A 24,151-nucleotide genomic window follows, 5' to 3' on the forward strand; every position below is an offset into this window, starting at 1 on the left:
TACGGGACAAGAACCTCCGGGCAGCGCGGGCGGCGATGCACGCCCACATGGACGGGCGCGGTGTCCTTCGGCGGGGTCACGTTCGTGCCCGGCGACATACTGCACGCCGACGAGGACGGCGTGGTGCTGCTGCCCTCGTCGGGAGCGGTCAGGTAAGCCGGCCGCGCACGGTCAACGGATGCGGTGCCGCTTCCAGAAGGGGCTCAGGTCCTCGTCCGTCACCAACTGCGCGGCCTTCTTGAAAGCGGCGGTGGTGGAGACGCCGTACCAGTGGTCGTGGGCGTACCGCTTGAGGAGACGGGCCATGCTGTTCGCGCCGAGCGTGCGCTCCAGGTCCGCGAGGGCGCACGAGCCGGCCGTGTAGACCAAGTGGTACTCGCCCCGGTGCGCGGCCCAGTACGCCATCGAGTTGGTCAGCGCCGTACGGTCGCCCGGCCAGTCCACCTCCGACCAGCAGTCGCGGGTGTCCCAGCCGTAGAAGCGCGCGTTGGCGTACTGGGCGAAGCTCTCGTCCAGCCAGGGCGCGCCGTACTCGTCGTTGCCGACGATGCCGTACCACCACTGGTGCGCCACCTCGTGGACGACGGCGCTGCCCTCCTCGGTGGTGCCGAGCAGGACCAGGCCCGGGTACTCCATGCCGCCGCCGAACTCGCCGGTCATCACGAGGTCGATCTCGCCGTACGGATAGCGGCCGAACTCCTTGCCGAACCGGTCCACGGCGGCGGCGCCGTCCTTACGGGTGAGGTTCACCCCCGTCGCGGACGTCTCCGGCGCCCAGTACGACCTCACGCGCACGCCCCCGGGCGTGGTCTCGACGGCGGTGCGGAACGGGCCCGCCGCCCAGGCGAAGTCCCGGACCCGCCGCGCGACACTGACCGTTACGCTGCGGCCGGGCCTGCCGGGATGGGTCGAGGTACGGCCGGTCGCGGGGATTTTCAAATTCGAGGGGTGGTCGAGCGCCACGCGGAAGTCGCTCGCCAGGGCGTAGAAGCTCTCGCCCGTCGACACATACGGATCGAGGTGCCACCCCTTGGCGTCGTGCACGGCGAGCACGGGCAGCGCGTTGCCCAAAAAGCGGAAGGCGCCCTCGCGGCCGAAGCGGTCGTTGCGTTCGGGCACGGTGATGGACACGTCGAAGGAGACGGAGGCGCGCTCGCCGTGCGCGAGCGGCTTCGGCAGGGCGATGCGCAGCGCCGTGCAGTTCACGGTCGGCCGGCCCGCGGTGCCTCCGCGCACCTTGGACACCCGGACCGCGGGCGGGGTGCCGGTGGCGGTGCCGCACTTGTCCACGCCGTTGCCCCACAGGCGCAGGTACACCTCGCGCAGCGGACCGGTGGAGGCGTTGCGGAAGGACACCCGCTGCCGGCCGGTCCAGCGGGAGCCGTCGGCGTTGCCACGCAGCGTCACGTCGTAGCGAGGCCGATCGGGTGTCGCCGACTGCGTGCTCGGCGCCGTTCGGGCCTCGGAGCCGGTGCCGCTCTGCGTCATGAGCAACGCGAGAAGGACAACGAGCAGACGGGCGGCGGTCCTTGACGTCCACGCGGGTAACGAGGGCATGACAGCGGATCATGCCACAAGGTGTGAAGTATTGGCCCAGACTGTGGGAATGGAGTTCTTCTGCTACCACCGTGACCGGCCCGGCTCCCTGCCACTGCGCGAGCAGCTGACGGAGGAGCACTGGTCGTACATGGACCTGTTCGACGACCGGCTGATCGCGCGCGGTCCGACCTTCGCGTCGGACGGTGAGACGCCGACCGGAAGCGTGCACATCGTCGACCTGCCCGATCCCGCCGCCGCCCGCGCGTTCGCGCTCGACGAACCCAACTACCAGGCCGGCGCGTACCGGGACGTGCTGGTGCGCCGGTGGCGCAACATGCTGGGCCGCACCATGTGGGACTTCCCCGGCGGCCGCAGCGAAGGCAACCGGTACCTGGTGCTCGGCCTCGGCCCGGACCGCGCGGCCGACCCTGCCGAGCCGCCCGAGAACGACGAACTCATCGCGTACGGACCGCTGCTGTCCGACGACGGCACCGCCTGGCTCGGTACGGCGGCCCTGGTGCGCGCGTCCGACGCGGAGACGGCGCGCACCGTACTGAAGCCCGACCTGTACGCCGATGTCGAGGTCCACGACTGGGAGTTCGGCGGACGCCGCTGATTCAGAGCGCCGACGGCCGGAGTGTCGCCGGTGTGGGGCCGTCGGGGCGGACCGTGAAGCCGAACTTCGGCTTCACGGAGCAGGCGGAGAGCGCCACGACGTGGGCCGGCAGCAGGTGTTCGAGCAGGACGGTCGACTCCCGGAGCGCGAACTGCATGCCCAGGCAGGCACGGGGGCCGATGCCGAAGGGGAAGTAGGCGCCGGTGTCGGCGGGGCGGCCGCCGGGAGTGAGGAAGCGCCGAGGGTCGAAGCGCTCGGGATCCGGCCACAGTTCGGGATCGCGGTGGGTGAGGTACGGGCAGACCAGGAGGTCGGTGCCGGCCTCGACGCGGTAGCCGTCGAGGGTGTCGTCCTCGGCGGCGTGGCGGGGCATGAGCCATGCGGACGGGTACAGCCGGAGCGTCTCGTGGACCAGTGCCTGGATGGCCTGGCGGCGTTCCTCGGAGTTCTCCTCTCCGGCGGCGAGTGCCTCCTCGCGCGCCGCGGGGTACCGGTCGAGAAGCAGGTACAGCCAGGTCAGAGTGCTGGCCGTGGTCTCGTGCCCGGCCGCGAGCAGCGTCACCAGTTCGTCGCGGATCAGCCGGTCGGTGTACTCGGCCCGCTCGACGCCGGCTTCCGTCAGCACATGAAGCAGACCGGGCCCCTCGGGGCCGATCTCCCCGGCGCGGGCGGCCTCGATCGCGTGCCGGGCCACCGCGTCGATCCGGGCGAGATCGGCGGCGACGGCCGCCCGTCCCTCCTCCACGTCGGCGGGCAGCGTCGGCAGGGCCGCCCCCACGGCCTCGACGGCCTCCAGTTCGTGCTGGGTCTCGTCGTCGAGAGGGTGGCCGGTCAGGGAGCGCCAGATGGCGTCCAGGGCGAACCGGTGCATCTCCCGCCCGACGTCCAGGGTCTCGCCGGTACGGGCGTACTCGGCCCACCGCCCGGCGGTCGTCCGGGCCGCCTCGGTGATCCGCCGGTCGTAGCGGCGCATCCCGGTGCCGGTGAACTGGGACTGGAGCACCCGGCGTTGCCGCTTCCACGCCTCGCCCTCGGCGGACAGGACACCGTCGCCGACCAGCAGCCGGGCGCGGTGGGAGCGCTTGACGTACGTCTCCGGGTGGCGGGCCAGCACGTGCTGGACGGCCCGCGGCTCGGTGACGAGAACAGTGCGGGCCGGCCCGATACGGAACGCCGCGACACCGCCGACGTGCTCGCGCACCTGCGTCAGCAGCTCGACCAGTTCGCCGCCCTGCGAACGCCACCGCCGCACGAGGTCCGGTTCGGCTTCGGGCACCGGCCGGACCGAGCCGGACGGGTGCGGGAGGGAGCCGGGGCCGGCTTCGGTGTCCATGTGCCATCTCCTGGGTGAGCCGCTGGAGCCGACCGCGACAGCGCGTGCCGACGCCACGGACTGTACGGGAGCCGACCTGCTCGACGGGGGTGTGTCCGGGGGCGGTCGGGAGCACGGGCGATGCCCCGCCACGGGAGCGGTCCGTCTGTGTTGTGCGGCCCTGTCAGCCGTCGGCCGCCGTTGTGCCTTGCGCTGGTTCCTTCGGGGGAGGCCAGCCGATGTCGCCCTCGATCATGCGGCGGGCGAAGTCCCGGGCCTCGTCGAACAACTCGGCGTGGCGCGCGGCACGTTCCGTGCGGAAGTCAGGGTCGTCGAGGTCGCTGTCCTCGTCCGGGCCGGCGTCGTCCTCGGCGTCCTCGAAGCCGTCGTCTTCGAGGTGGGTGAGGAAGCCGATCAGCTCAGGGCGGGTGCCGGGCGCTGACACGATCTCCTCGCGGACGCGGGTCGGGAAACCGCAGGAGTAGCGGCTGCCGTGGTACTCGTCGACCATGCCGAGGAAGATCGCGTCGAGGCTGGGGAACGACGCCGGGTCGACGATCTCGGCCGGCAGCGGCTTGCTGTCGGCCCGTGCCCTGGGGTTCCAGCAGTCCTGTTCCAGGTCGAGTTCGAGCAGCCGGTGAGCCGCTCGGGACGTGGCCAGGTCGGTCAGGCCGTCGTCTCCGATGACGTTGTCGTGCAGGTCCAGTTCCCAGAGCTGCGGCAGCAGCGCCCAGGCCGCGAGGGCTCGCGCGCCTTGCGATCCGACGCTGTTGTAGGCCAGCGAGACGCTGTGGAGGCGGGGAGCGGAGACGACCGAGGCGAGGGACCGGACGTCGGCGTCGCCGAGCGCGCAGTCGGCGAGGTTCACGGAACGTACGGTGCGCCAGACGGGGGCGTCCCGGAGGGCCGTCGGCCAACTGCCCACGGGATTGCACGCCACGTCGAGCGTGCCGAGTTCCGGCAGCCGTTCGGACTTCATCAGCGCGGCGAGCCCATCCGAGGTGAGGCCGGTGGCGGCGAGGCGCAGATGGGTCAGCTTGGCGGCGTTGTCCGAGCAGGCCCATGCCTCGGCGGCGGCGTCGCCGACGGGTTGGATGTCGGGGCGGGCGTAGTAGGGAGAGCCGCTCTCACGACCGCTGAGGTCGAGGTGTTCGAGCGCGGGCAGACGGACGCCGGCCGCCAACTGCCGCGCCCCCTCGGCGCCGAGACGATTGCGGCTCAGATCCAGGTGACGAAGGCGCGGAAGGACGCCGGCGGCGGCGAGGGCTGCTGCCGTCCTGTCGGTGGCCACGAGGTCCGTGAGCGCCAGCTTCTCGATGCGCTCGGCGTCGATGCCTTCGAGTACGCGGGCGATGGCCGCGTCGCCGACCGGCAGCAGTTCGAGCGTCAACTCGGTCAGCTGACGCAGCGCACCACCGGTGACGATGGCGTCGACACCGCGCTCCCCGAGCCCCTCCCGGCCGAGACCCATCGGCGTGCCGCGCACCACGAGCGAGCGGAGCCCCGTGAGCTCCGCCCGCGCGAAGAACGCCTCGGCCGCGTCGTCGTCCTCGTCGATGACGTTGCCGAAGTACGGCTTCCACAGCGGCTGACGACCGTTCCTGCCGCAGCGGAACCCGATCGCGAGACGGTCGAGCCGGGCGAGTTCCGGGCGGGCGGCGAGGTCGAGCGCCTCCTGCGCGCTGCACACGAGAACGTCGACGGAGCGCAGGTTCGGCACTTGGCCCGAGCGCAGGAGCTGCACGAGGTCGGGGGCACGGAGACCCACGTGGCGGAGTTGCCAGGTCCGGCCCTCCGGCGGGCTGAACGGCGGCTTCTTGAAATGCCACATGTCCTCGTCGACGCCCACCAGACTGAGCGATTCCAAGCGAGTGAGGGCATCGTGCCCGGCGATCCTCGCGACCAACTCGCCGTCCGAGCCGGTCAGACCGCCGATCCGGACCGAGCGCAGGTCCTCCCAGTGGTCCAGAGTCGCGGCCAGCACCTCGAGTTGCTCGCTCGCGTACCAGCCGAGGTCGAGACCGGTGATCCCGCGCACCTCCGCGCAGGAGCGGGGGTCCGGCAGAACGGGGTCGACCGTTCCGTTGCGCGCCGACTGCGGGGCAAGGGCGCGCACAAGTCGCCATGTCGGCTTCGAGTGACCGGCCTTCAGCGCGGCGAGCCAGGACCACGACGCCTCACGCACCTCATCGGGCCAGGAGGCGAGCCGCTCCTCACAGCGCGACACGAGACGCTCGGGACAGCCCGCACGCAGCACAGCGGCACACACCGCCCGAAACGCAAGCCTGCTCGGCGGGCCGTCCAGGACCTGCTCGATCTCCGCGTCAAAGTCGATCACGGCCGTAACTTACTGCCAAGGCTTGCCCAGTGCTCCAGAACCTCGCGTCCCCCGCAGCCTTCACCCCCGCTTTACGCGTCTGCCTCATGCGACCGCGGATCTGACCGCGAAGCCGCTTGCTGATCCGAGGTTCCCTCGTACGTCCCCTCCGCCTCCTCCTTGGGCGTCAGCGCGCGCCCGCCCGGATGGCGGATGGCGCACAGGAAGCCGACACCGAGGGCGATGGCCATGCCGTAGAAGACCCATTGGTTGGCCTCGGCGAAGTCCATGCGGATCGCGTTCATCGCGTTTCGTGCAGCCGTCGCGGCAGGCCCCGTCCCCGTGGGCGTGCTGGAGTCGCCGTTGCCCGTGATCGACTCCGTGATGTTGTGGGCCACGTTGTCGGCGACGTTCGAGGGCAGGCCGCGGGATTCCAGGGTGTTCACGACGTTGTTGTTGGTGACGTGGGTCAGGATCGTGCCGAAGACCGCCATGCCCACGCTCGCCGCGAAGTTGCGTACCGTCTGGGTGATCCCGGTGACCTCGCCGTAGGAGGGGCCGATGGCCCGGTTCACGGCGTCGGTGGAGGCGGGGGCCAGGATGAAGCCGATGCCCGCCCCCGCCAGCGCGGCGTACGGCCACTGGTCGTGCATCGACAGGTCGGTGAGTTCGCCGGCCCACAGCGCGAACCCGACGGCGCCCAGCACCGTGCCCGTCTTGAGCGCCGGGCGCGCGCCCTTCTTGTCGAGGATCCGGCCGCCCCACTGAGAGGCGATGGCGAACCCGGCGAAGAAGTACAGCAGGAAGAGCGCCGCCTGGTTCGGCGAGGCGCTCAGCGACACCTGGGCGTACACGGAGGCGAAGAAGAACAGCGGCACGAAGGCGAGCATCGAGAAGAACAACACCGCGGCGTCCACGCTGAACGCCTTGTCGCGGAACACCCGCAGATCGATCAGCGGGTGCCGCACACCTCGTTCGTACCGGACGAACGCGATGAGAATGATCAGACCACCCGCGATGCAGCCCCAGGTCGCGGCGCTGTCCCAGCCCCACGCCCACGCCTGTTGGAAGCCCAGCACGCACAGGCCCATGCCGGCGGCCATCAGCACGGCACCGGGTATGTCGAGCGTTCCGGGGCGCCGCCGGTCCGAGATACGGGCCCAGGCGGTCAGGGCGAGAGCCACGATCGCCACGGGGACGTTGACCCAGAACACCGCGCGCCAGGTCCAGCCCGTCAGCCAGCCGCCCAGCAGCGGGCCGAGGGCGGTCAACGCGCCGGACAGGCCGAAGAAGAGCGCCAGCGCACGGCCGCGCCGCTCGGGCGGGAACACGGCCACCACCACGGCCAGTGCCGCGGGGAAGAGCAGTGCCGCACCGAAGCCCTGAAGCGCCCGGAAGGCGATCAGCCAGGCCTGGGCCGCGTCGCCCTTGGGGACGCAGCCGCACAGCACCGACGAGATGACGAAGACCAACGTGCCGACGACGACGACCCGGCGCGGCCCGTACAGGTCAGCGAGTCGGCCGCCCAGCGCGAAGAACGCGGCCAGGGACAGCAGATAGGCGTTCACCACCCACTGCATGCCGGAAGCCGACAGGCCCAGTTCGCGGACGATGTCGGGGGCGGCGATGGAGACAATGGTCTGGTCGATGAACGTCATCGCCACGGCGAACATCATCGCCGCCAGCGCCACGGTCTGTCGTGGTCCCGACTGGGAAACGGACGTGGTCTCGCCACGTCCTGAAGACGTGCCAGTCACCCGTCCAGTCTGCGACAGACCGGCCGACGTCGCATCACCAGCGGCAGTCCGTGGAGGTCGTGGTGATCGCCCGCCGCAATCGTGGAGGTCGTGGTGATCGGCCCGCCGCGGTGGGTGCTCGCTCGTCGCGAACCGACGTGCCGTCAACTCCGCACACGCGGGCGTCCCTGGCCGTGGCGTGCCGCCCCCGCGTGGTCAACCCGCCTTGCTCACCGCGGCGTCGAGCATCGGGCCGAGTTCCCGGGACACGGTCGTCAGCGGCCGTACGTCCCGCTCCGCCCGTGCCATCAGGATCGCGCCCTCCAACGCGCTGATCATCAAGGTGGCCAGACCCGCGGCCCGTTCCTCGGGTACGCCCATCTCCGCCAGGGCGCGGGCCACCGGCCCGGTCCAGGTGGCGAACGCGGCGGCCGCCGCCTCTCGGGTCGATTCCGTGGACTCCGCACAGTCCACGGTGGCCGCCGCCACGGGGCAGCCGCCCGCGAACCCGACGCCCTCGTACTCGTCGGTCCACTGCCGCACCATCTCCGCGAACAGCCCGCTCGGCGTCGGCTCGGGCAGTGCGGCGAGGAATCGGGCGATCCGGTTGCCGGCGTAGCGGCCCGCCCACCCGACGGCCTCGTTGACCAACTGTTCCTTGCCGCCGGGGAAGTAGTGCTGGAGCGAGCCGCGCGGTGCCGAGGCGTGCGCGGCGACCTCACGCATTCCCGTGGCGGCGACGCCCTCCCGCCGGATGAGCTGGGCCGCGCTGAAGACCATCCGCTCGCGTGGCCCCCGTTCGGACACCGCCATCCCGACCACCGTCCCGCTGCATCCGCGCCCTCGAAGCTGACGCCTCCCATCCTATGACAGCGGTCATATCGGCCAGTACTATGACCGCTGTCATAGCGGTGGTGGTCGTGGCGACGCCCAGGTCCCGACGCGCGAGCGCGGAACAACCGGGACCGCGGAGCGTGCGACAGCGAAATGGAAGCGGCGGTGCATCGTGTACGTGGGTTTCATCGGCCTCGGCGTCATGGGACAGCCCATGGCACTCAACCTGGCCCGTGCGGGAACGCCCCTCGTCGTGTGGAACCGCAGCACTGACCGCTGCGCACCCCTGGGCGCCGCCGGGGCCGAGATCGCCGCGAGCCCCGCCGAGGTCTTCGAGCGGGCGGAGACCGTCATCCTCATGCTGGCCGACGAGACCGCCCTCGACACGGTCCTCGGCCGCGGCACCCCCGACTTCGCCGCCCACGTCGCCGACCGCACGGTCGTCCACATGGGCACGACCGCGCCCGAGTACTCGGCAGCACTCCGGGACGCCGTACGGTCAGTCGGCGGCCGCTATGTCGAGGCCCCCGTCTCCGGCTCCCGGGTCCCCGCCGAACAGGGCGAACTCGTGGCGATGCTCGCGGGCGACGAGGACGCCGTCGCGGCCGTACGCCCCCTGCTCGCGCCCATGTGCCGCGAGACCTTCGCGTGCGGCGGCGTACCGGGCGCCCTGCTGATGAAGTTCTCGGTGAACCTGTTCCTGATCACCCTGGTCACCGGCCTGACCGAGGCGTTCCACTTCGCCGACCGGCATGGGCTCGACCGGCGCCTGCTCCGGGACGTCCTGGACGCCGGACCCATGGCGAGCGCGGTCTCCCGGGTGAAGGCGCCCAAGCTGCTGGGCCGGGACTTCGCCGTCCAGGCTGCGGCCGCTGACGTACTGAAGAACAACCGGCTCATCGCCGAGGCCGCCCGCAAGGCCGACATGGCGTCCCCGCTCCTCGACGTCTGCCACGCCCTGTTCGGCGAGACCGTCGACCAGGGACACGGCGGCGAGGACATGGTGGCCGTACTCCACGCGTTGGAGACCCGGACCGCGGGCGGGCAGGCACTGGAGACGGACTCCGCGAGGGCCGACAGGTCGTAGCCGGCGGGCCCGTCTCGGCCAGGGGAGTCGGTATGAAGACCGTGTCGTGGCGCAGGACGATCCGCTCCACGTCGGTGTCCTCAGCGAGCGCCCGTCTTGTCCTGCGGCGAGCGCCCCGTCAGGGCAGCAGTCGCCGTTCCTTCGCCACGGCCACCGCGCCCGCGCGGGTGTCGACACCGAGTTTGTCGTAGATGCGGCGCAGATGGGTCTTGACGGTGGCCTCGCTGATGAACAGGGCGCGGGCGATGTCACGGTTGCCGATGCCGCGGGCGAGCTGGGCCAGGATGTCGCGTTCGCGGTCGGTGAGGGTGGGCCGGGGCCGGCGCAGGCCGGCCATGACGCGGCCGGCGACCGGGGCCGACAGCGCCGTCCGTCCCTCGGCGGCCGCGTGGATCGCGGCGAAGAGCTCGTCGGGGCGCTCGGCCTTGAGCAGATAGCCCGTCGCCCCCGCCTCGATGGCGCGGGTGATGTCGGCGTCGGTGTCGTACGTGGTCAGGACCAGAACGTGGGTGCGGGCGCCGGGGGAGGAGGTGAGCCGGCGGGTGGTCTCCACGCCGTCGATGCCCTCGCCCAGTTGCAGGTCCATCAGTACGACGTCCGGGGTGAGCTTCGCGGCCAGCGCGAGCGCCTCCTCGCCGGTGCCCGCCTCGCCGACGACCTCGATGCCGGGGGCGCTGTCGAGCAGGGCGAGCAGCCCGGCCCGTACGACGGCGTGGTCGTCGCAGACCAGGATGCGCACGGGCGCGCGGTCGGGGCTCATCGGGGCGCCTCCAGGGGGACGGCTGCGGACAGGACGGTGCCTTCGCCGGGCGTGGACTCGACGGTCAGTGTGCCGCCGAGCGCGCGCAGCCGGGCCCGCATGGCGGGCAGCCCGTGCCCGCGTCCGCCGTCGGGGGAGTCGGGCAGAGCGGCGGGGTCGAAGCCGTGGCCGTCGTCGGCGACGTCCAGGACGACCTCGTCGTCGAGGACGGTGAGGGTCAGGGCGGCGCTGCCCGCGCCGGCGTGCTCACGGACATTGGCCAGGGCGCCCTGGGCGACCCGCAGCAGGGCCGAGCGGACCCGGTCGGGCAGTTGGGGGAGCCGGCCGTCGCCGTCGATGTGGACGCGTACGGCCAGGTCGGCGCCGGACTCCCGTGCGGCCAGGGCACGCAGCGCCTCGTCGAGGCCCTCGCCGCCGGCGAGGTCGGCGGGCGCCAGGTCGTGCACGAAGCGCCGGGCCTCGGCGAGGTTGTGCTCGGCGACGGAAGCGGCGGTGCGGACATGGGCGCGGGCCTTGTCCGGTTCGGTCTCCCACACCCGGTCCGCGGCCTGGAGCAGCATCCGCTGGCTCGACAGGCCCTGGGCGAGCGTGTCGTGGATCTCCATGGAGAGCCGCTGCCGTTCGGCGAGGGTGCCCTCACGGCGCTCCGAGGCGGCGAGTTCGTGCCGGGTGCGGATCAGGTCGTCGATCAGGACGCGCTGGCGTGCGGTGTGCCGTTCCATCTGCAGGAACACGGCGGTGGCCAGGGCGGCGACGGCCGGCGGTGCCAGGACCAGGTTCGGGTCGAAGCGGCCCGACAGCTCCACCTGCGCGGCCACGACGAACACGGTCAGGACCGCCACGAGCGCGAGGGCCGCGCGCGGCGGCAGCGTGCGCAGACCCGTGTAGAACAGGGGCACCGCGCACCACGCGAAGCTGGGCGCGAGCACGACCAGGACCATCCACACCACGACGGTCAGCGCCAGCCACGCCTTGTGCCGGCGCGTGGGCCGCAGGCCCGAGTCACCGGCCCTGGGCCCCAGCAGGTGCAGCGCGGCGAGCACCAGGGACAGCGCGATGATCCACGGGGTACGGGGTTCACCGGGGTGACGCAGCAGGAAGCGGGCGAGCGCACCGCCGAGCAGCAGGAAGAACGCCGCGTCCATCACGGCGCCGAGCCACCTGGTGTCCACGGTGCTCGGTTCGTACGACCGGTTCCCCATCCGGGGCCGCCTCCTTCCCTGCTCGTATGCGCTGAACTGGGCAAACACCTCCATTGTGGCCCGGTGCGGCCCCGGGTGGGTCAACCGATCGGATGACCCCCGTGTCGTCCGTCCCGTGGCCCCACGGCAGCCGGAACGTCGACCGTCCGGGGCCGTTTCCGGGCCGAGGGTGGAGAGCGGACGAAGCGGGGCGGCAACCGGGCCGCCCGCCCACCGAAGGAGTCGACCGACCCATGAACCCCGTGCACAAGAAGTTCTCCCGCCGTGCCCGCGTCGCCACCGGCGGTGCCGTGCTCGCCTTCGTCGCCCTGGCGGGCTTCGGCGCGGTGAACGCGAACGCCTCCGCCCCGGCCACGACCTCATCGGCCGCGACGTCCGCCGCCGTCCCGGCCCGGGCCACCACCACCTCCACGCACCTCACGATCGACGCCGCCACCGAGGCCGCGCAGGCCGCGCTCGACGCCGCCGAGAAGGAGAACCAGCGCGTCACGGTCGCCGTCGTCGACCGTAACGGCAACACCGTCGTCACCCTGCGCGGCGACGGCGCCGGCCCGCAGTCCTACGAGTCCGCCGAGCGCAAGGCGTTCACCGCGGTCTCCTGGAACGCCCCGACGTCCCAGCTGACCGAGCGGCTCCAGCAGGCCCCCACCCTGAAGGACATCCCGGGCACCCTGTTTCTGGCGGGCGGCGTGCCCGTCACCGCCGGCAACGCACCGATCGCCGGCATCGGCGTCGCGGGCGCCCCGTCCGGCGCGCTGGACGAGAAGTTCGCGCAGGCCGGCGCGCAGGCGATCGGTCGCTAGTCACCGGACGCGGGCAGCGAGTCCGTCTCCCGGTGGATCGGGGACCGAGCGGTCATCAGCGCTCGGCCCCCGGCACGGAGATGCGGCTCTGACAACCGCCCTGTTCACCCCGCTGTGCGTGTGCCGGGACGGGCCCGGCGAACGGTGTCGGTGGGGCCCATTAAGCTCCCGCCCATGAGTGAGGGAGACAGAGGCCCCGGCAGACGGGTCGTCGACGGGCGCTTCGAGTTGGAGGCCCGTCTCGGCGGCGGCGGGATGGGGACGGTCTGGCGGGCCAGGGACCTGGTGCTGCACAGGCTGGTGGCGGTCAAGGAAGTCCGGCCGCCCGACCGGGACCTGGCGGAGTACGACCCCGAGGGCGCGCGGATGCTGCGCGAGCGTGTGCTGCGCGAGGCGCGGGCGCTGGCCCGGATCGACCATCCGAACGTCGTCACCATCCACCACATAGTCGACGGCGGCGAAGACACCTACCCATGGATCGTCATGGAGTTGGTCAGCGGCGGCTCGCTGGCCGACCGGCTGGCACAGGGACCGATGCCGCCCGCCGAGGCCGCCAGGATCGGCCGGGGTGTGCTGGCCGCGCTGGCCGCCGCGCACGAGGCCGGCATCCAGCACCGGGACGTGAAACCCGCCAACGTCCTGCTGCGGTCCGACGGCCGACCCGTCCTCACCGACTTCGGCATCGCCGCGATCCGCGAGACGACGACCAACCTCACCGCGACCGGCTCCATCATCGGCACGCCCGACTTCATGGCCCCGGAGCGCATATCGGGCCACGAGGGCGGCGCCGCCTCCGACCTGTGGTCGCTGGCGATGATGCTGTACACCGCGCTGGAGGGCCATCACCCGCTGCGCCGCGGCACCCCGCTGGCCACGCTCGCCGCGGTCCTCAGCGACGACGTACCGCATCCCGTGCGTGGCGGCGCCCTGGGCGGGGTCCTGATGAGCGTGCTCGTACGGGATCCCTCCGCGCGGCCGTCCGCCGCCGAACTGGACCGCAGGCTCGCCGAGTTCGAGTCGTCGCCGACCGGCCCGGCGCCCGTGCCGAACCCGCACACCTCTTATCCGCTCAACCCGCCGACGCCTTCCGCCACCATCTCCCCCTCGTACCCGGGGACTTCGGGCTCGTCGACCACGGCGGCCCCGTTCAGCGCCCCGGGCTCCGCGCCGACGGTCGCCCCAGCCGGCTTCGGGCCGCCGCTCCAACTCGGTCCGTATGCCACGCCCCAGCCGGTCACCGCGCCGGTGCGGGCGGAAGGCCGCCGCACGCCCAACCTGCCCGTCCTGCTCGGCGTCTCGGGAACCTCGCTCGCCGGAGCCCTGGCCCTGCTGTGGTGGCTGCTGCCGCTCGGCGGAGGTTCGGGCGATTCGGGAGACACGGGCGCGCGAAACCCGTCCACCACCTCGGAGTCGAAGCCGACCTCGTCCTCCACGGCCTCCTCGGAAGGGGCGTCGGGCGCCCCGGCCGCACAGCGGTCGCAGGACACGGACTCCGCCGCCGGGGTGCTCACCCCTGCCGGCATCCGCGCCGCCATCAAGGCCCTGGAGAAGGAGACCGGCCGGAACAGGTACGGGGACTTCAGCATCTACGACGACTTCGTGTCCGCCGAGGTCATGGTGGACGGCAGCAACACCAAGTACGACTCCTACACCTACCGCCCCGGAAGCGGCGTCGAGAAGGGCATCATCAAGAGCACCCTGTCGGGCGGCGAGGAGCCGTTCACCCTCGACAAGTACGACTGGGACGCGGTTCCCGCGCTGCTCGCCGAAGCCGACAGGAAGCTCAACGTCAAGAACCCGGACATGCGTTACATCCTGGTGAAGTCGCACGACAGCGTCTTCGACACTCCGGCTCATCTGGCCGTCTACCTGAGCGACGAGTACGGCGAGGGCGGCTACCTGGAGGCCACCCCTGGGGGCAAGGTGACCGACGTGACGCCGGCGGAAGGTCAGTAGCCCGAGTCGCCTTTGGCCGAAGTTCCCCTTGTGGCGGCCACCCCACCCCCTCACGCATTCAATTTAGGTTAGGCTAACCTATGCCGCGTGCAGGCAGGTGAAGAGACCTCCGCGGCGCGATCCCGCGGTCATGAACTGTCGGCCACGGGTGTCACCGTGGCCTACGAAGGCGTCGACGTCGTCCACGACGCGTCGGTGACGCTGCGGCCCGGCGAAGTGACCGTGCTGGTCGGTCCGAACGGCAGCGGCAAGTCGACGCTGCTGCGGACGATCGCGCGATTGCAGCGGCCCCGGACCGCCACCCTCGTCGTCGACGGCGCCGACGGGCTGGCGCTGACCCCGCGTGAGTTCTCACGCCGGGTCGCGCTGCTGACGCAGGGGCGCCCCACGCCCAGCGGCCTGACGGTACGGGACGTGGTCGAGTTCGGCCGCTACCCGTACCGGGGCCGCTGGGGCAGGGCCGACCCGGACGGCCCCGCCGCGGTCGAGCGTGCCCTCGTCATGACCGGCGTCGCCGACCTCGCCGACCGCGGCGCGGAACACCTCTCCGGCGGACAGCTCCAGCGTGTATGGCTCGCCTGCTGCCTCGCCCAGGAGACCGGCGTACTGCTCCTCGACGAGCCGACGACCTACCTCGACCTGCGCTACCAGATCGAACTCCTCGACCTCGTCCGTGATCTGGCCGACGACCACGGGATCGCCGTCGGCGCGGTCCTGCACGACCTCGACCAGGCCGCCGCCCTCGCCGACCGGATCGTGCTGCTCGACGAGGGGCGGATCGTCGCCGAGGGCCTCCCCGAGGACGTACTGACGGCCGAGCGGCTGACCGGCGTCTACGGCATCCGCATCGAAGTCGGCACCGACCCCCTGACCGGACGGCTGCGCACCCGCGCGATCGGCCGGCACCACACCCGAACCGAAAGGCTCAGCACACCCTCATGAGACGCCTGATGATGACCGCGGCGGCCGCCACCGCCGCGGCGCTCGCCCTGACCGCCTGCGGCACGACCGAGCCCGCCGCCGACAACGACGACGCCAAGAAGGCCGGCCAGGGCATCACCCTCACCGACGCCTCCGGCACCAAGGTCGAACTCGACGGACCGGCGAAGAAGGTCGTCGGCACCGAGTGGCACGAGGTCGAGCTCCTGATATCGCTGGGCGTCGACCCGGTCGGCGTCGCCGACGTCAAGGGCTACAAGACCTGGGACCAGGCCGTCCCGCTGAAGAACGAGCCCAAGGACATCGGCACCCGCGGCGAGCCCAGCATGGACACCATCGCCGCGCTGAGGCCGGACCTCATCGTCGCCAGCACCGACCTGCCGCCGGCAGCCGTGAAGCAGCTGCGGAAGGTCGCCCCCGTCCTGGAGGTGCGCTCCGCCAGCGCCGCCGACCCGATCGGGCAGATGACGAAGAACCTCGACATCATCGCCGAGGCCACCGGCACCGGTGAGCGCGCCGAGAAGATCAAGGACGCCTTCGACGCGAAGGTCACCGAGGGCAGGAAGGCCCTCGCCGACGCCGGCCTCGACGGCGCCCCGGTCGCCTTCGCCGACGGCTACGACATCTCCAACCAGATCTCCATCAGGCCCTACACCAGCGGCTCCCTGATCGGCGCGGTCAACGAGCAACTCGGCCTGAAGAACGCCTGGAAGGTCGAGGGCGACAAGGACTACGGACTCGGCACCACCGACGTCGAGGGCCTCACCAAGCTCGGCGACGACGTGCGGTTCGCCTACATCGGCAACGACGGCGACAAGGGCAGCACCCCCTTCACCGACGCCCTCGCCAAGGACAAGGTGTGGACCTCGCTGCCGTTCGTGAAGAAGGGCGACGTCCACCGACTGCCCGACGGCATCTGGATGTTCGGCGGGCAGGAGTCGATGGGTGCCTACATCGACGCCCTCGTCAAGGAGCTGACGAAGTAACACCATGGCCGTCACCGCAACACCTCCCGCCATCCGTCCGCCGACGGCCCCGTCCCGGACCGGCGCGGCCGCGGTGACGGCCGCTCTCGTCCTGCTGGTCGCGGCCCTCGCGGTCGTCGACATCACGCAGGGCACGGCCGCCGTCGGCGCCGGAGAGGTCCTCAAGGCCCTCACCGGCCGGGCCGACGCCGCCGACGCCTCCGTCGTCATCGCCTCCCGGCTGCCGAGAATGACCGCAGGACTGCTCGTCGGAGCCCTGCTCGGCATGGCCGGCACCGCGCTGCAGGCGGTCAGCCGCAACGTGCTCGCCTCACCCGACACCCTCGCCGTGAACGCCGGTTCCTACATGGCGCTCGGGCTGGTCGCCGTCACCGGTGTGTCGCTGCCGCTGCTCGCCTCCTCCGGCGTCGCGTTCGTAGGCGGCCTCGCGGCGGCGGCCGTCGTACTGGGCCTGTCCGGTCTGGGCACGGGCACCGTCCGCCTCGTGCTCGCCGGCAGCGCCCTCGCCCTCGGTCTCACCGCCGTGACCGAGGCGCTGCTCCTGCTCTTCCCGCAGGAGACGCAGGGGTTGTACCGGTGGAACCAGGGCAGCATCGCCCAGAACGGGTTCGACGGGGTGCTCCAGGTCGCGCCGCTCGGCGTACTCGGACTCCTCGGGCTGCTGCTCGTCGCCCGCCGGGTCGACGCCCTGGCGCTCGGCGACGACGCCGCCCGCGGGCTCGGTGTCCCGGTGCGGGCCACCCGCGTCACCGCGGTCGTCCTCGCGACGCTGCTGTCCGCGGCCGCCGTGACCCTCGCCGGCCCGATCGGCTTCGTCGGCCTGTGCGCCCCCGCCCTCGTGCGTGCCCTCGCCCGCAGGTTCCGTGGGTTCGTGCGGGCGCGGGCGAACCTGCCGGTCACCGCTCTGACCGGGGCGGCGCTCGTCCTCGGCTCGGACGTGCTGCTGCGGGCCCTCGTGCCGACGGACCTGGCGGTCGCCGTGCCCACGGGCGTCGTCACCAGCCTCGTCGGCGCCGTGTCCCTCATCGTGATGGCAACGCGGCTGAAGGACACGGCCGCGGCCGCCGCCCCCGACCGGCTGCGCATCCGCAGCAGGGCCGTCTTCCTCACCACCACCGTCTTCCTGGTGGCGGTGTTCGTCGGCGTGACCATCGCCGCCGTACTGCTCGGCGACAGCAAGCTGTTGCTGGGTGACGTCGTGAACTGGGCGCAGGGCAGGGCGGGTCGGACCGTCGGGTTCGTCCTGGACACCCGGGTGCCCCGCGTGCTCGCCGCGCTCCTCGCGGGCGCCGCGCTCGCCCTGGCCGGCACCCTCGTGCAGGCCGTGACGCGCAACCCGCTCGCGGAACCCGGCGTCCTGGGTGTCTCCGGCGGGGCCGCCCTCGGTGCGGTGCTCCTGGTGACGACCGTGCCGTCGGCCGGATCGTGGGGCGTGGCGGGCGCGGCCTTCGTGGGCGCCGCGATCAGCTCCGTCGTCGTCTTCGGGCTCGCCGCGCGCGGCGGGTTCCAGCAGAACCGGCTCGTCCTCGTCGGCATCGGCGTCGCCACCGGTACCACCGCACTGGTCAGCCTGCTGATCGTCCTGACCGACCCGTTCAACGCGGCGAAGGCCCTGACCTGGCTGTCCGGCTCGACCTACGGGCGGTCCCTGTCCGACGTCGCGCCACTGGCAGCCGTACTGGCCGTGGGCGTGGCGGTCGCGGCCCTCCGGCGCGTGGAACTCGACCTCGTGTCGCTGGACGAGGACACCCCGAGACTGCTCGGGCTCGGCCTCGCCCGCGGACGCCTCGGCTTCCTGCTGCTGAGCGTCCTCCTCAGCGCCACGGCCGTCGCCGCCGCCGGCACGATCGGCTTCGTCGGCCTCGTCGCCCCACACGCGGCCCGCGCCCTCGTCGGCCGCCAACACGCCCGGGTCGTCCCCGTCGCCGTCCTGCTCGGCGCCGTACTCGTCTGCACCGCGGACCTGCTGGGCCGCACGGCAATCGCCCCGGCCCAACTCGGCGCCGGCCTGATGACGGCGGTGATCGGAACGCCGTACTTCCTCCATCTGCTGGTGCGGAGCCGCCGCTGAGCGCCGCCCACGGGGACGGTCAGTCGGCCTCCGTTTCGATCAGGGAGAACGGCTCGGCGTGCGCGAGTGGGGTCACGTCGGTGACGGTCAGGCCGGCGCGGCGGCACACTTCCTCGAAGTCCTGGCGGGTGCGTTCCCGGCCTCCCACGTTCACCAGCATGTTGAGGTCGCTGAGGTAGGTGATGGCGCTGTCGCTCAGCTCGGCCCGGGTGGCCGGGGCGACGACTTCGGGGAGCACGGGCTCCACGATGAGGACGTGCCCGCCGGGCGGCAGCACCTCGCGGCAGTGGGTCAGGATCGTGACCGCCTGCTCGTCCGTCCAGTCGTGCAGGATGCTCTTCATCAGGTAGAGGTCCGAGCCCCCGGGCACGGCGCGGAAGAAGTCCCCGGCGAGCACCGAGCAGCGTTCGCCGAGCCCGTGCCGCTCCAGCTTCTTCGGTGCCTCGGCCAGGCCCTGCTCCGTGTCGAACACGACGCCGGTGAGCCCCGGATGGGCGTCGAGTACCGCGCTCAGGAGCGTCCCGTCGCCCCCGCCGACATCCGTGACCCTGGAGAACCGGCCGAAGTCGAAGGCGTACGGCAGCACGGCGGCGGTCTCGGCGACGGCTTGGCTCATCGCCGCGTTGAACCCCGCCGACAGCTCGGGATGCCGGGCGAGGTGACTGAAGAAGTCCGTGCCGAAGACCGTGTCGAACGCGATCTCCCCGGTACGGACACTGTCGTCCAGGTGCTCCCAGGCCCGCACGATCGTCGGCTCGGTGAACATCCCCACGAAGGAGGTGAGGGACTCAGGGTGAGCGGAGTGCAGGAGCGCACCGGCCGGCGTCACCGAGAACGACCCGGGCGCGTGCTCCTCAAGCAGACCGAGGGCGGCCAGGGCGCGCAGCAGCCGGGTCATCGGCTGTGGTGCCGTACCGGCGTCCGCGGCCACGGCGATGGCCGACCGGGTGTTCTCGCCGACCAGCTCCACCACCCTCAACCGGACCGCCGCGCGCAGGGTCTGCGCGGCCATGCTCCCGAACGCCAGCCGGACCACGTGATTGCGGTCGGCCGTGGCCGCCGCTCGGGCATCGGTCCTCGTCACAGGTGCTTCCTTCCTACGTGTGCAGGCAGTTGCAGGGCCGAGTGGGCATGCGTCAGCCCGCGGACGTGTCCATCGCGGCCAGGGCACCCGGCGTGAACCCCGCGAGTGCCAGTACGTCGCGATGGAGATGGGACTGATCGGCGTACCCGCACGCCAGAGCCACGTCGCCGATGCTTCCGCCCGAGGTCAAAGCGCGGGCCGCGTGATCGAAACGCACCAGCATGGCGGCCCGCTTGGGTGTGAGCCCGATCTGCGCGTCGAACCTGGACCACAGCCGCTTGCGGCTCCAGCCGCAGGACGCGGCGAGATCGGTGATCCGTACGCTCCCACGACGGGCCACGATGGTCTCCCAGACCCCGGCGACCTCGGGCGACATGGCCGGTGCGACCACGGCCCGCTCGGTGAGGAACGCGTCGGTCAGAGCGAGGCGTTCGGTCCAGCCGCCGGTGTCCGAGAGCCGTTCGACGAGGCGCAGTGCCCGGGGTCCCCAGAGGTCCTCCAGGCTCTTCACCGAACCGTGCAGCTCGTGCGGGGCCACACCCAGGACGGTGTAGGCGGCCCGGGGCGACAGGCGCACCTCGACGCACTCGACCCGCTCACCGCGAATGCGGGCCGGGCCCGGCGTCATCGAGGCGACGAGGTTCGTCATGGGCCGGTGGCCGCCAGGGCCGTCCACGGTGAGCCGTGTGTCCCCGAGTCCGATGACGACGATCACGGCGGGCTGGGGCAGCACCCGCATGTCCAGCCCGGCGGCCGCGCGGTCACGGAAGCCGGCCATCGCCACGCCTTCGAGGGACGAGCCGTCGAGGGGGTGGGCGACCTCCCAGCCGTTGTAGCCATCGCGGCCCCCGCGAGTGAGGCCCACCTGCTGTGTGCGCATACCTCTACGGTCGCCGACTTCGCGCACCCTGTCTTGGACGAAAGGTCCGGCGGCCCCCCGAAGAGGGCAGACCGCCGGAAGGGACGGGCGTCAGGCCGAGGCCGGCAGCACGTGGCCGCCCGCCTTGTCCGTGCTCAGGCACAGCGAGCAGACCACCGCGTCATGGGTGGCGCACGCCGTGACGTCGGGGCGCTCGTAGGACTGGTGGCAGACGTGGCAGTCCAGGGTGAGCGCGCTGGGGTTGCCATCGGCGTCCAGGAGGGGCTCGGAGATGCCGTCGCCCGCGCGGCGGAGGTAGTACCGGCCCTTGGTCACCACGGCCATCAGCGGTGTCAGGACGAAGGCGATCACCGCCGCGGCGACGGGGGAGTACGGCTGGAGGGCGTCGCCCAGGGCGTGGAAGTACATCGCGATGGACAGCCCGGACGCGGCGACGAACGACACCACGCCGACCGGGTTGACGGCGTGGAGCATGCCGCGGCGGAACTCCGGCTGGAGCGGGGAGAGCTTCAGCACGTACTTGTTGACGCCGATGTCGGTCGCGACGGTGACGACCCAGGCGATGGCGCAGTTCGAGTAGAACCCGAGGATGCTGTTGAGGAAGCTGAACATGTCGGCTTCCATCAGGGCCAGCGCGAAGGCCAGGTTGACCAGGACGAAGATCATGCGGCCGGGGTAGTGCTTGGTGACGCGGGTGAAGGAGTTCGTCCACGCCAGCGAGCCGGAGTAGGCGTTCGTGACATTGATCTTGATCTGGCTGATGACGACCAGGGCCACGGCCAGCGGGACGACCATCCAGGACGGCATCATCGCGTCGAAGGCACTGCGGAACTGCTGGATCGGCTCGGGCGCCGCGGCCGGACCGACCTCGGCCAGGATGTATACGGCGAGGAAGACGCCGATGGCCTGCTTCAGCGCCCCGAGCACCACCCAGCCGGGCCCGGCCATCAGCACGGCCGTCCACCAACCGCGCTTGTTCTGCTCGGTCTTGGGCGGCATGAAGCGCAGATAGTCGATCTGCTCCCCGATCTGCGCGATGAGGGAGAGACACACGCCCGCGCCGAGGAGGACGGAGGCCGTGTTGACGCCGCCCTCGCCGTCGGTGCCGGCGTAGGAGAGGAACCGGTCGACCGTGCCGGGGTCGTTGGCGATCAGATACACCAGCGGGGCGACCATCAGGATCAGCCAGATCGGAGTGGTCCACACCTGGAGCTTGCTGAGTGCCTTCATGCCGTAGATCACCAGCGGGATGACCATGAGCGTGGAGACCAGATAGCCCAGCCACAGCGGGAGCCCGAGGCCGAGCTTGAGGCCCTGGGCCATGATCGAGCCTTCGAGGGCGAAGAAGATGAAGGTGAAGCTAGCGAAGATGACGCTGGTCAGCACGGAGCCGTAGTAGCCGAATCCGGATCCGCGGGTGATCAGGTCGAGGTCGATGTTGTAGCGGGCCCCGTAGTAGGCGAGCGGGAAGCCGGTGACGAAGATGACGACGGCGGCGACGGCGATCGCGACGAGCGCGTTGCCGGTGCCGTGCGCCAGGCCGATGCCGGCACCGATGGAGAAGTCGGCCATGTAGGCGATCCCGCCGAGGGCGGTGGTGGCCACCACCATGGGGCTCCAGCGACGGTAACTGCGAGGCGCGAAACGGAGCGTGTAGTCCTCCAGCGTCTCCTTGACCGCCTGGTCCGGCGCGATCTTCGCCGGGTCGGTCGGTCCTGACGTCGTCACTCGTGACTCGGTCGTGCTCATCACGCCTCCCGGTGGGGCAGGGTGCGGGTGCTGCGGTGGGGTGGGCAGCGCCGGTGATGCCACAGCGGGTCACGCTAGAAAGGTGTTGTTACCACGGGGTTTCTGTTGTCGTGAACACGATGTTTCCGAGGGGGGCGGAGGCCGAGCCGTGCCTCACCGCCGGCGGGACACTCCCAGCTCGATGAGATAGCGCTTGGTCACCCGCCCGCCGTAGCTCCCGTCGATCAACCCCGCGACGCACTCCAGCAGTCCGCTCCGGGCGGCCTCCGGAAGGGCCCGATGGCCGGAGTAGGTCCGCAGCACGTCCAGGTACTCCGAGGTCGAGTAGGTGAGATCCTGTTCGTAGCGGCGGAAGAGCGTGGGGCCGAACCGGCCGCTTCGCGCCACCTCCCGCGCATGGTCCGAGCTGTCGACGTCGGCGGCCGCAGGAGGCCGCAGCCCGGGCGGCGTCGCCGGATCGAAGCGCTCGTAGCAGCCCTGGACCTCGACGAAGAACTCCTCGGTGCCACCGTTCACATGCTGAGTGCGTACGACGGCCAGGGCTCCGGCCGGGCACAGCGCGTCGGCGGCCCTCGGCACCCGCACCGTCGGGTCGATCCAGTGGAACGCCGTCGCCGACACGAGCGCGTCGTACGACTCGTCCGGCAGCGGCCAGTCCTCGAACCGGGTCGTCACCACGTCCACTGCCGGGTACCCGGTGAGGTTGCGGCGGGCGACCGCGGCCATCCGCGCTCCCGCCTCGACGGCGGTGATCCGGCAGCCCCGCCCGGCCAGCGGCACCGTCAGCTGTCCGGTCCCGCAGCCCACCTCCAGCACCCGGCTGCCGGGGACCGTGCCCGCGAGCTCCGCCAGGTCGTCGTACAACCGGGGCGGGTATCCGGGCCTGGCCCGGTCGTACAGCTCCGCGTCCTCGTCGAACGTCAGGCTCAGACGCGCCCGCCGGGACTCCTCGGGGCTGTCGTCGCGTCGCGTGCGCGTGGGGTTGCCTGGCATGCACAGCAGGTTAGCGGCGCGGGCCGTGCGCCCGGCGAGGGTGCGCGAACACCGGCTCGCCGGTACCCGTGGCCCCACCTTTCCGCGACGTCACTGCGGATCGCACCGCTTTCGCACGCGTAGCCGCGCTCAGCCTGGGAACCAGCAGCGGTGGAAGCAACAACTAGTCACCACGGCCGCGAGCAGTGACAGGCCGAAGAGGGTGTGATGGCGACCGAATCGCGGGGCGGCGGCAAACCGTCGTCCGAGGAAACGCAGAAATGGCAGGCCACATTCGACGGGGGTGTCGGCGATGTGACCAGAGCCCGCCTGAGCGCGGAGCGGTTCCTCATGAAGCTGGAGCGGGCCTCACCACCGGCGACGCCCGAGTACCGGGACGACATCGTGCTGGTCGTCACCGAACTCGCCGCCAACGCCGTCCAGTACGCCCCGGGGCCCATAGGGCTGACGTTGCGCAGGGCGTTCGACGGTGTGCATGTGACTCTCAGTGACACGAGCACGACCGAACCGGCGCCGCGCCCCTTCCACCCCGGGACCGGTCGCGGCGGCGGTATCGGCTGGTATCTGATCCAGACCCTGTGCGACGAGGTCACCGTGGTGGTGCGGGCGGACGGCAAGGACGTACACGCCTTCATGCCCTGGTGAGCCGCGTGAGCCGCCCGCCCGCCGAAGCGGGAACCGGGCGGCCCAGCCGAAGCGGGCGGCTCACATGAGCGGCACGAACACGCTGACCGTCTTGCCGCCCTCCCGGCGGCGGTCGATCCGGATCTCGCGGGACAGCCGGATGATCAGCGGCCACCCGTATCCGCTGCCCTCGTGCTTACGGGGCAGGGCCCCGGGCCCGTAGGCGGCCGAGGGGACGGCGTCGCTGTAGTCGTGCACGCTCAGCCGCACCCCCTCGGCGAGCGGCGTCACCTCGAACCCCGCCAGGCCGCCGCCGTGCCGGATCGCGTTGGCGACCAGCTCCGAAACGACCAGCAGGAGATCCATGACGGCTGTCTCACCGGCCGTGCCGGCCGCCGGCCGCCAGTGCTGCTCGACGACCGAGCGCACATAACTGCGCGCCGCCGCCGCACTGGTGATCGTGACCGGCCGGGTGCGCGCATCGGCGCTGTCCCCGTCCGGACGGTGCTCCGCCGACCTCATGGCCGCTCGTCGGTCGCCTGCGGGATGCGCATCGAATGCCGGCCATCTCGGGCGCGTACCAAGTGGACTGCGGTTGCCGTCACTTCACCACTCCTCGCTCGTTCTCGTCCGCGCGCCTCGTCGTCCTCGTCCGCACGTGCT

Annotated in this window: 21 protein-coding genes; 9 read left to right on the forward strand and 12 right to left on the reverse strand. The window is 71.8% G+C overall.

Annotated elements, in window-relative coordinates:
* The first annotated feature begins 60 nt into the window (after window positions 1–60).
* Entirely contained in the window at window positions 61–156 is a 96-nt protein-coding gene (locus PGH47_RS40170; RefSeq protein ID WP_271667576.1) for a hypothetical protein, read from the forward strand.
* A gap of 15 nt (window positions 157–171) precedes the next feature.
* On the opposite strand, the gene PGH47_RS40175 is transcribed toward PGH47_RS40170, so the two are convergent.
* On the reverse strand, window positions 172–1,488 hold the full coding sequence (locus tag PGH47_RS40175) for a M1 family metallopeptidase (RefSeq protein WP_271667577.1): 1,317 nt from the start codon (window positions 1,486–1,488) through the stop codon (window positions 172–174).
* A gap of 118 nt (window positions 1,489–1,606) precedes the next feature.
* Here PGH47_RS40175 and PGH47_RS40180 point away from each other — a divergent pair, with 118 nt between their 5' ends.
* Window positions 1,607–2,155, forward strand: a complete 549-nt coding sequence (locus PGH47_RS40180; protein WP_271668266.1) for a YciI family protein — start codon at window positions 1,607–1,609, stop codon at window positions 2,153–2,155.
* Window position 2,156: 1 nt separating this feature from the next.
* Here PGH47_RS40180 and PGH47_RS40185 read toward each other — a convergent pair whose 3' ends face one another.
* The 4 genes from PGH47_RS40185 to PGH47_RS40200 all read right to left on the reverse strand — a co-directional run bounded on the left by PGH47_RS40185 (window position 2,157) and on the right by PGH47_RS40200 (window position 8,333).
* Window positions 2,157–3,488, reverse strand: coding sequence for a cytochrome P450 (locus PGH47_RS40185; RefSeq protein WP_271667578.1), 1,332 nt, complete (start codon window positions 3,486–3,488; stop codon window positions 2,157–2,159).
* 163 nt (window positions 3,489–3,651) lie between these two features.
* The gene (locus PGH47_RS40190; RefSeq protein WP_271667579.1) at window positions 3,652–5,805 is read right to left on the reverse strand and encodes a hypothetical protein; all 2,154 of its coding nucleotides are present in this window, start codon (window positions 5,803–5,805) and stop codon (window positions 3,652–3,654) included.
* Between the two features lie 71 nt (window positions 5,806–5,876).
* Complete coding sequence (locus PGH47_RS40195; RefSeq protein ID WP_271668267.1) at window positions 5,877–7,460, reverse strand: MFS transporter; 1,584 nt, start codon at window positions 7,458–7,460, stop codon at window positions 5,877–5,879.
* A gap of 276 nt (window positions 7,461–7,736) precedes the next feature.
* A complete protein-coding gene (locus PGH47_RS40200; protein WP_271667580.1) occupies window positions 7,737–8,333 on the reverse strand; it encodes a TetR/AcrR family transcriptional regulator in 597 nt (198 codons plus the stop codon).
* Between the two features lie 193 nt (window positions 8,334–8,526).
* Between PGH47_RS40200 and PGH47_RS40205 the strand changes: the two genes are divergently transcribed.
* Window positions 8,527–9,441, forward strand: a complete 915-nt coding sequence (locus PGH47_RS40205) for an NAD(P)-dependent oxidoreductase (RefSeq protein WP_271667581.1) — start codon at window positions 8,527–8,529, stop codon at window positions 9,439–9,441.
* A gap of 118 nt (window positions 9,442–9,559) precedes the next feature.
* On the opposite strand, the gene PGH47_RS40210 is transcribed toward PGH47_RS40205, so the two are convergent.
* Together PGH47_RS40210 and PGH47_RS40215 are read right to left on the reverse strand one after the other, a co-directional pair.
* Window positions 9,560–10,201, reverse strand: a complete 642-nt coding sequence (locus PGH47_RS40210) for a response regulator (protein ID WP_271667582.1) — start codon at window positions 10,199–10,201, stop codon at window positions 9,560–9,562.
* On the reverse strand, window positions 10,198–11,403 hold the full coding sequence (locus PGH47_RS40215; RefSeq protein ID WP_271667583.1) for a sensor histidine kinase: 1,206 nt from the start codon (window positions 11,401–11,403) through the stop codon (window positions 10,198–10,200). Before PGH47_RS40215 ends, PGH47_RS40210 begins: the two co-directional genes overlap by 4 nt.
* Window positions 11,404–11,636: 233 nt before the next feature.
* Here PGH47_RS40215 and PGH47_RS40220 point away from each other — a divergent pair, with 233 nt between their 5' ends.
* From PGH47_RS40220 to PGH47_RS40240, 5 genes are all read left to right on the forward strand, one after another.
* Window positions 11,637–12,206: a GlcG/HbpS family heme-binding protein gene (locus PGH47_RS40220; protein WP_271667584.1), complete on the forward strand. Its 570-nt coding sequence runs from the start codon at window positions 11,637–11,639 to the stop codon at window positions 12,204–12,206.
* A gap of 174 nt (window positions 12,207–12,380) precedes the next feature.
* The gene (locus tag PGH47_RS40225; RefSeq protein ID WP_271667585.1) at window positions 12,381–14,162 is read left to right on the forward strand and encodes a serine/threonine-protein kinase; all 1,782 of its coding nucleotides are present in this window, start codon (window positions 12,381–12,383) and stop codon (window positions 14,160–14,162) included.
* Window positions 14,163–14,249: 87 nt separating this feature from the next.
* Window positions 14,250–15,104: an ABC transporter ATP-binding protein gene (locus PGH47_RS40230; protein WP_271667586.1), complete on the forward strand. Its 855-nt coding sequence runs from the start codon at window positions 14,250–14,252 to the stop codon at window positions 15,102–15,104.
* The gene (locus PGH47_RS40235; protein ID WP_271667587.1) at window positions 15,101–16,087 is read left to right on the forward strand and encodes an iron-siderophore ABC transporter substrate-binding protein; all 987 of its coding nucleotides are present in this window, start codon (window positions 15,101–15,103) and stop codon (window positions 16,085–16,087) included. Before PGH47_RS40230 ends, PGH47_RS40235 begins: the two co-directional genes overlap by 4 nt.
* Before the next feature lie 4 nt (window positions 16,088–16,091).
* Window positions 16,092–18,158: an iron ABC transporter permease gene (locus PGH47_RS40240; RefSeq protein WP_271667588.1), complete on the forward strand. Its 2,067-nt coding sequence runs from the start codon at window positions 16,092–16,094 to the stop codon at window positions 18,156–18,158.
* 19 nt (window positions 18,159–18,177) lie between these two features.
* On the opposite strand, the gene PGH47_RS40245 is transcribed toward PGH47_RS40240, so the two are convergent.
* From PGH47_RS40245 to PGH47_RS40260, 4 genes are all read right to left on the reverse strand, one after another.
* Window positions 18,178–19,242 (reverse strand): methyltransferase, encoded by a 1,065-nt coding sequence (locus tag PGH47_RS40245; protein ID WP_443048601.1) that lies wholly within the window; start codon window positions 19,240–19,242, stop codon window positions 18,178–18,180.
* A 52-nt stretch (window positions 19,243–19,294) separates the two neighbouring features.
* A complete protein-coding gene (locus tag PGH47_RS40250; protein ID WP_271667589.1) occupies window positions 19,295–20,122 on the reverse strand; it encodes a helix-turn-helix domain-containing protein in 828 nt (275 codons plus the stop codon).
* Between the two features lie 90 nt (window positions 20,123–20,212).
* Window positions 20,213–21,871, reverse strand: coding sequence for a purine-cytosine permease family protein (locus tag PGH47_RS40255; protein WP_271667590.1), 1,659 nt, complete (start codon window positions 21,869–21,871; stop codon window positions 20,213–20,215).
* Between the two features lie 153 nt (window positions 21,872–22,024).
* Window positions 22,025–22,864: a class I SAM-dependent methyltransferase gene (locus PGH47_RS40260; RefSeq protein ID WP_271667591.1), complete on the reverse strand. Its 840-nt coding sequence runs from the start codon at window positions 22,862–22,864 to the stop codon at window positions 22,025–22,027.
* A gap of 207 nt (window positions 22,865–23,071) precedes the next feature.
* On the opposite strand from PGH47_RS40260, the gene PGH47_RS40265 reads away from it, so the two are divergent.
* Window positions 23,072–23,509, forward strand: coding sequence for an ATP-binding protein (locus PGH47_RS40265; RefSeq protein WP_271667592.1), 438 nt, complete (start codon window positions 23,072–23,074; stop codon window positions 23,507–23,509).
* A 60-nt stretch (window positions 23,510–23,569) separates the two neighbouring features.
* On the opposite strand, the gene PGH47_RS40270 is transcribed toward PGH47_RS40265, so the two are convergent.
* Window positions 23,570–24,010 (reverse strand): ATP-binding protein, encoded by a 441-nt coding sequence (locus PGH47_RS40270; protein WP_271667593.1) that lies wholly within the window; start codon window positions 24,008–24,010, stop codon window positions 23,570–23,572.
* Window positions 24,011–24,151: the final 141 nt, after the last annotated feature.

Source organism: Streptomyces sp. HUAS 31 (genome assembly GCF_028198125.1).
In the GTDB taxonomy this organism is placed as follows: Bacteria; Actinomycetota; Actinomycetes; order Streptomycetales; family Streptomycetaceae; genus Streptomyces; species Streptomyces chartreusis.

Bases quoted from the DNA above. Each gene is read 5' to 3' on its own strand.
- PGH47_RS40175 (WP_271667577.1), bottom strand. From the start codon at position 1,488: ATGACGCAGAGCGGCACCGGCTCCGAGGCCCGAACGGCGCCGAGCACG.
- PGH47_RS40180 (WP_271668266.1), top strand. From the start codon at position 1,607: ATGGAGTTCTTCTGCTACCACCGTGACCGGCCCGGCTCCCTGCCACTG.
- PGH47_RS40185 (WP_271667578.1), bottom strand. From the start codon at position 3,488: ATGGACACCGAAGCCGGCCCCGGCTCCCTCCCGCACCCGTCCGGCTCG.
- PGH47_RS40195 (WP_271668267.1), bottom strand. From the start codon at position 7,460: ATGATGTTCGCCGTGGCGATGACGTTCATCGACCAGACCATTGTCTCC.
- PGH47_RS40200 (WP_271667580.1), bottom strand. From the start codon at position 8,333: ATGGCGGTGTCCGAACGGGGGCCACGCGAGCGGATGGTCTTCAGCGCG.
- PGH47_RS40210 (WP_271667582.1), bottom strand. From the start codon at position 10,201: ATGAGCCCCGACCGCGCGCCCGTGCGCATCCTGGTCTGCGACGACCAC.
- PGH47_RS40215 (WP_271667583.1), bottom strand. From the start codon at position 11,403: ATGGGGAACCGGTCGTACGAACCGAGCACCGTGGACACCAGGTGGCTC.
- PGH47_RS40220 (WP_271667584.1), top strand. From the start codon at position 11,637: ATGAACCCCGTGCACAAGAAGTTCTCCCGCCGTGCCCGCGTCGCCACC.
- PGH47_RS40225 (WP_271667585.1), top strand. From the start codon at position 12,381: ATGAGTGAGGGAGACAGAGGCCCCGGCAGACGGGTCGTCGACGGGCGC.
- PGH47_RS40235 (WP_271667587.1), top strand. From the start codon at position 15,101: ATGAGACGCCTGATGATGACCGCGGCGGCCGCCACCGCCGCGGCGCTC.
- PGH47_RS40240 (WP_271667588.1), top strand. From the start codon at position 16,092: ATGGCCGTCACCGCAACACCTCCCGCCATCCGTCCGCCGACGGCCCCG.
- PGH47_RS40250 (WP_271667589.1), bottom strand. From the start codon at position 20,122: ATGCGCACACAGCAGGTGGGCCTCACTCGCGGGGGCCGCGATGGCTAC.
- PGH47_RS40255 (WP_271667590.1), bottom strand. From the start codon at position 21,871: ATGAGCACGACCGAGTCACGAGTGACGACGTCAGGACCGACCGACCCG.
- PGH47_RS40260 (WP_271667591.1), bottom strand. From the start codon at position 22,864: ATGCCAGGCAACCCCACGCGCACGCGACGCGACGACAGCCCCGAGGAG.
- PGH47_RS40265 (WP_271667592.1), top strand. From the start codon at position 23,072: ATGGCGACCGAATCGCGGGGCGGCGGCAAACCGTCGTCCGAGGAAACG.
- PGH47_RS40270 (WP_271667593.1), bottom strand. From the start codon at position 24,010: ATGAGGTCGGCGGAGCACCGTCCGGACGGGGACAGCGCCGATGCGCGC.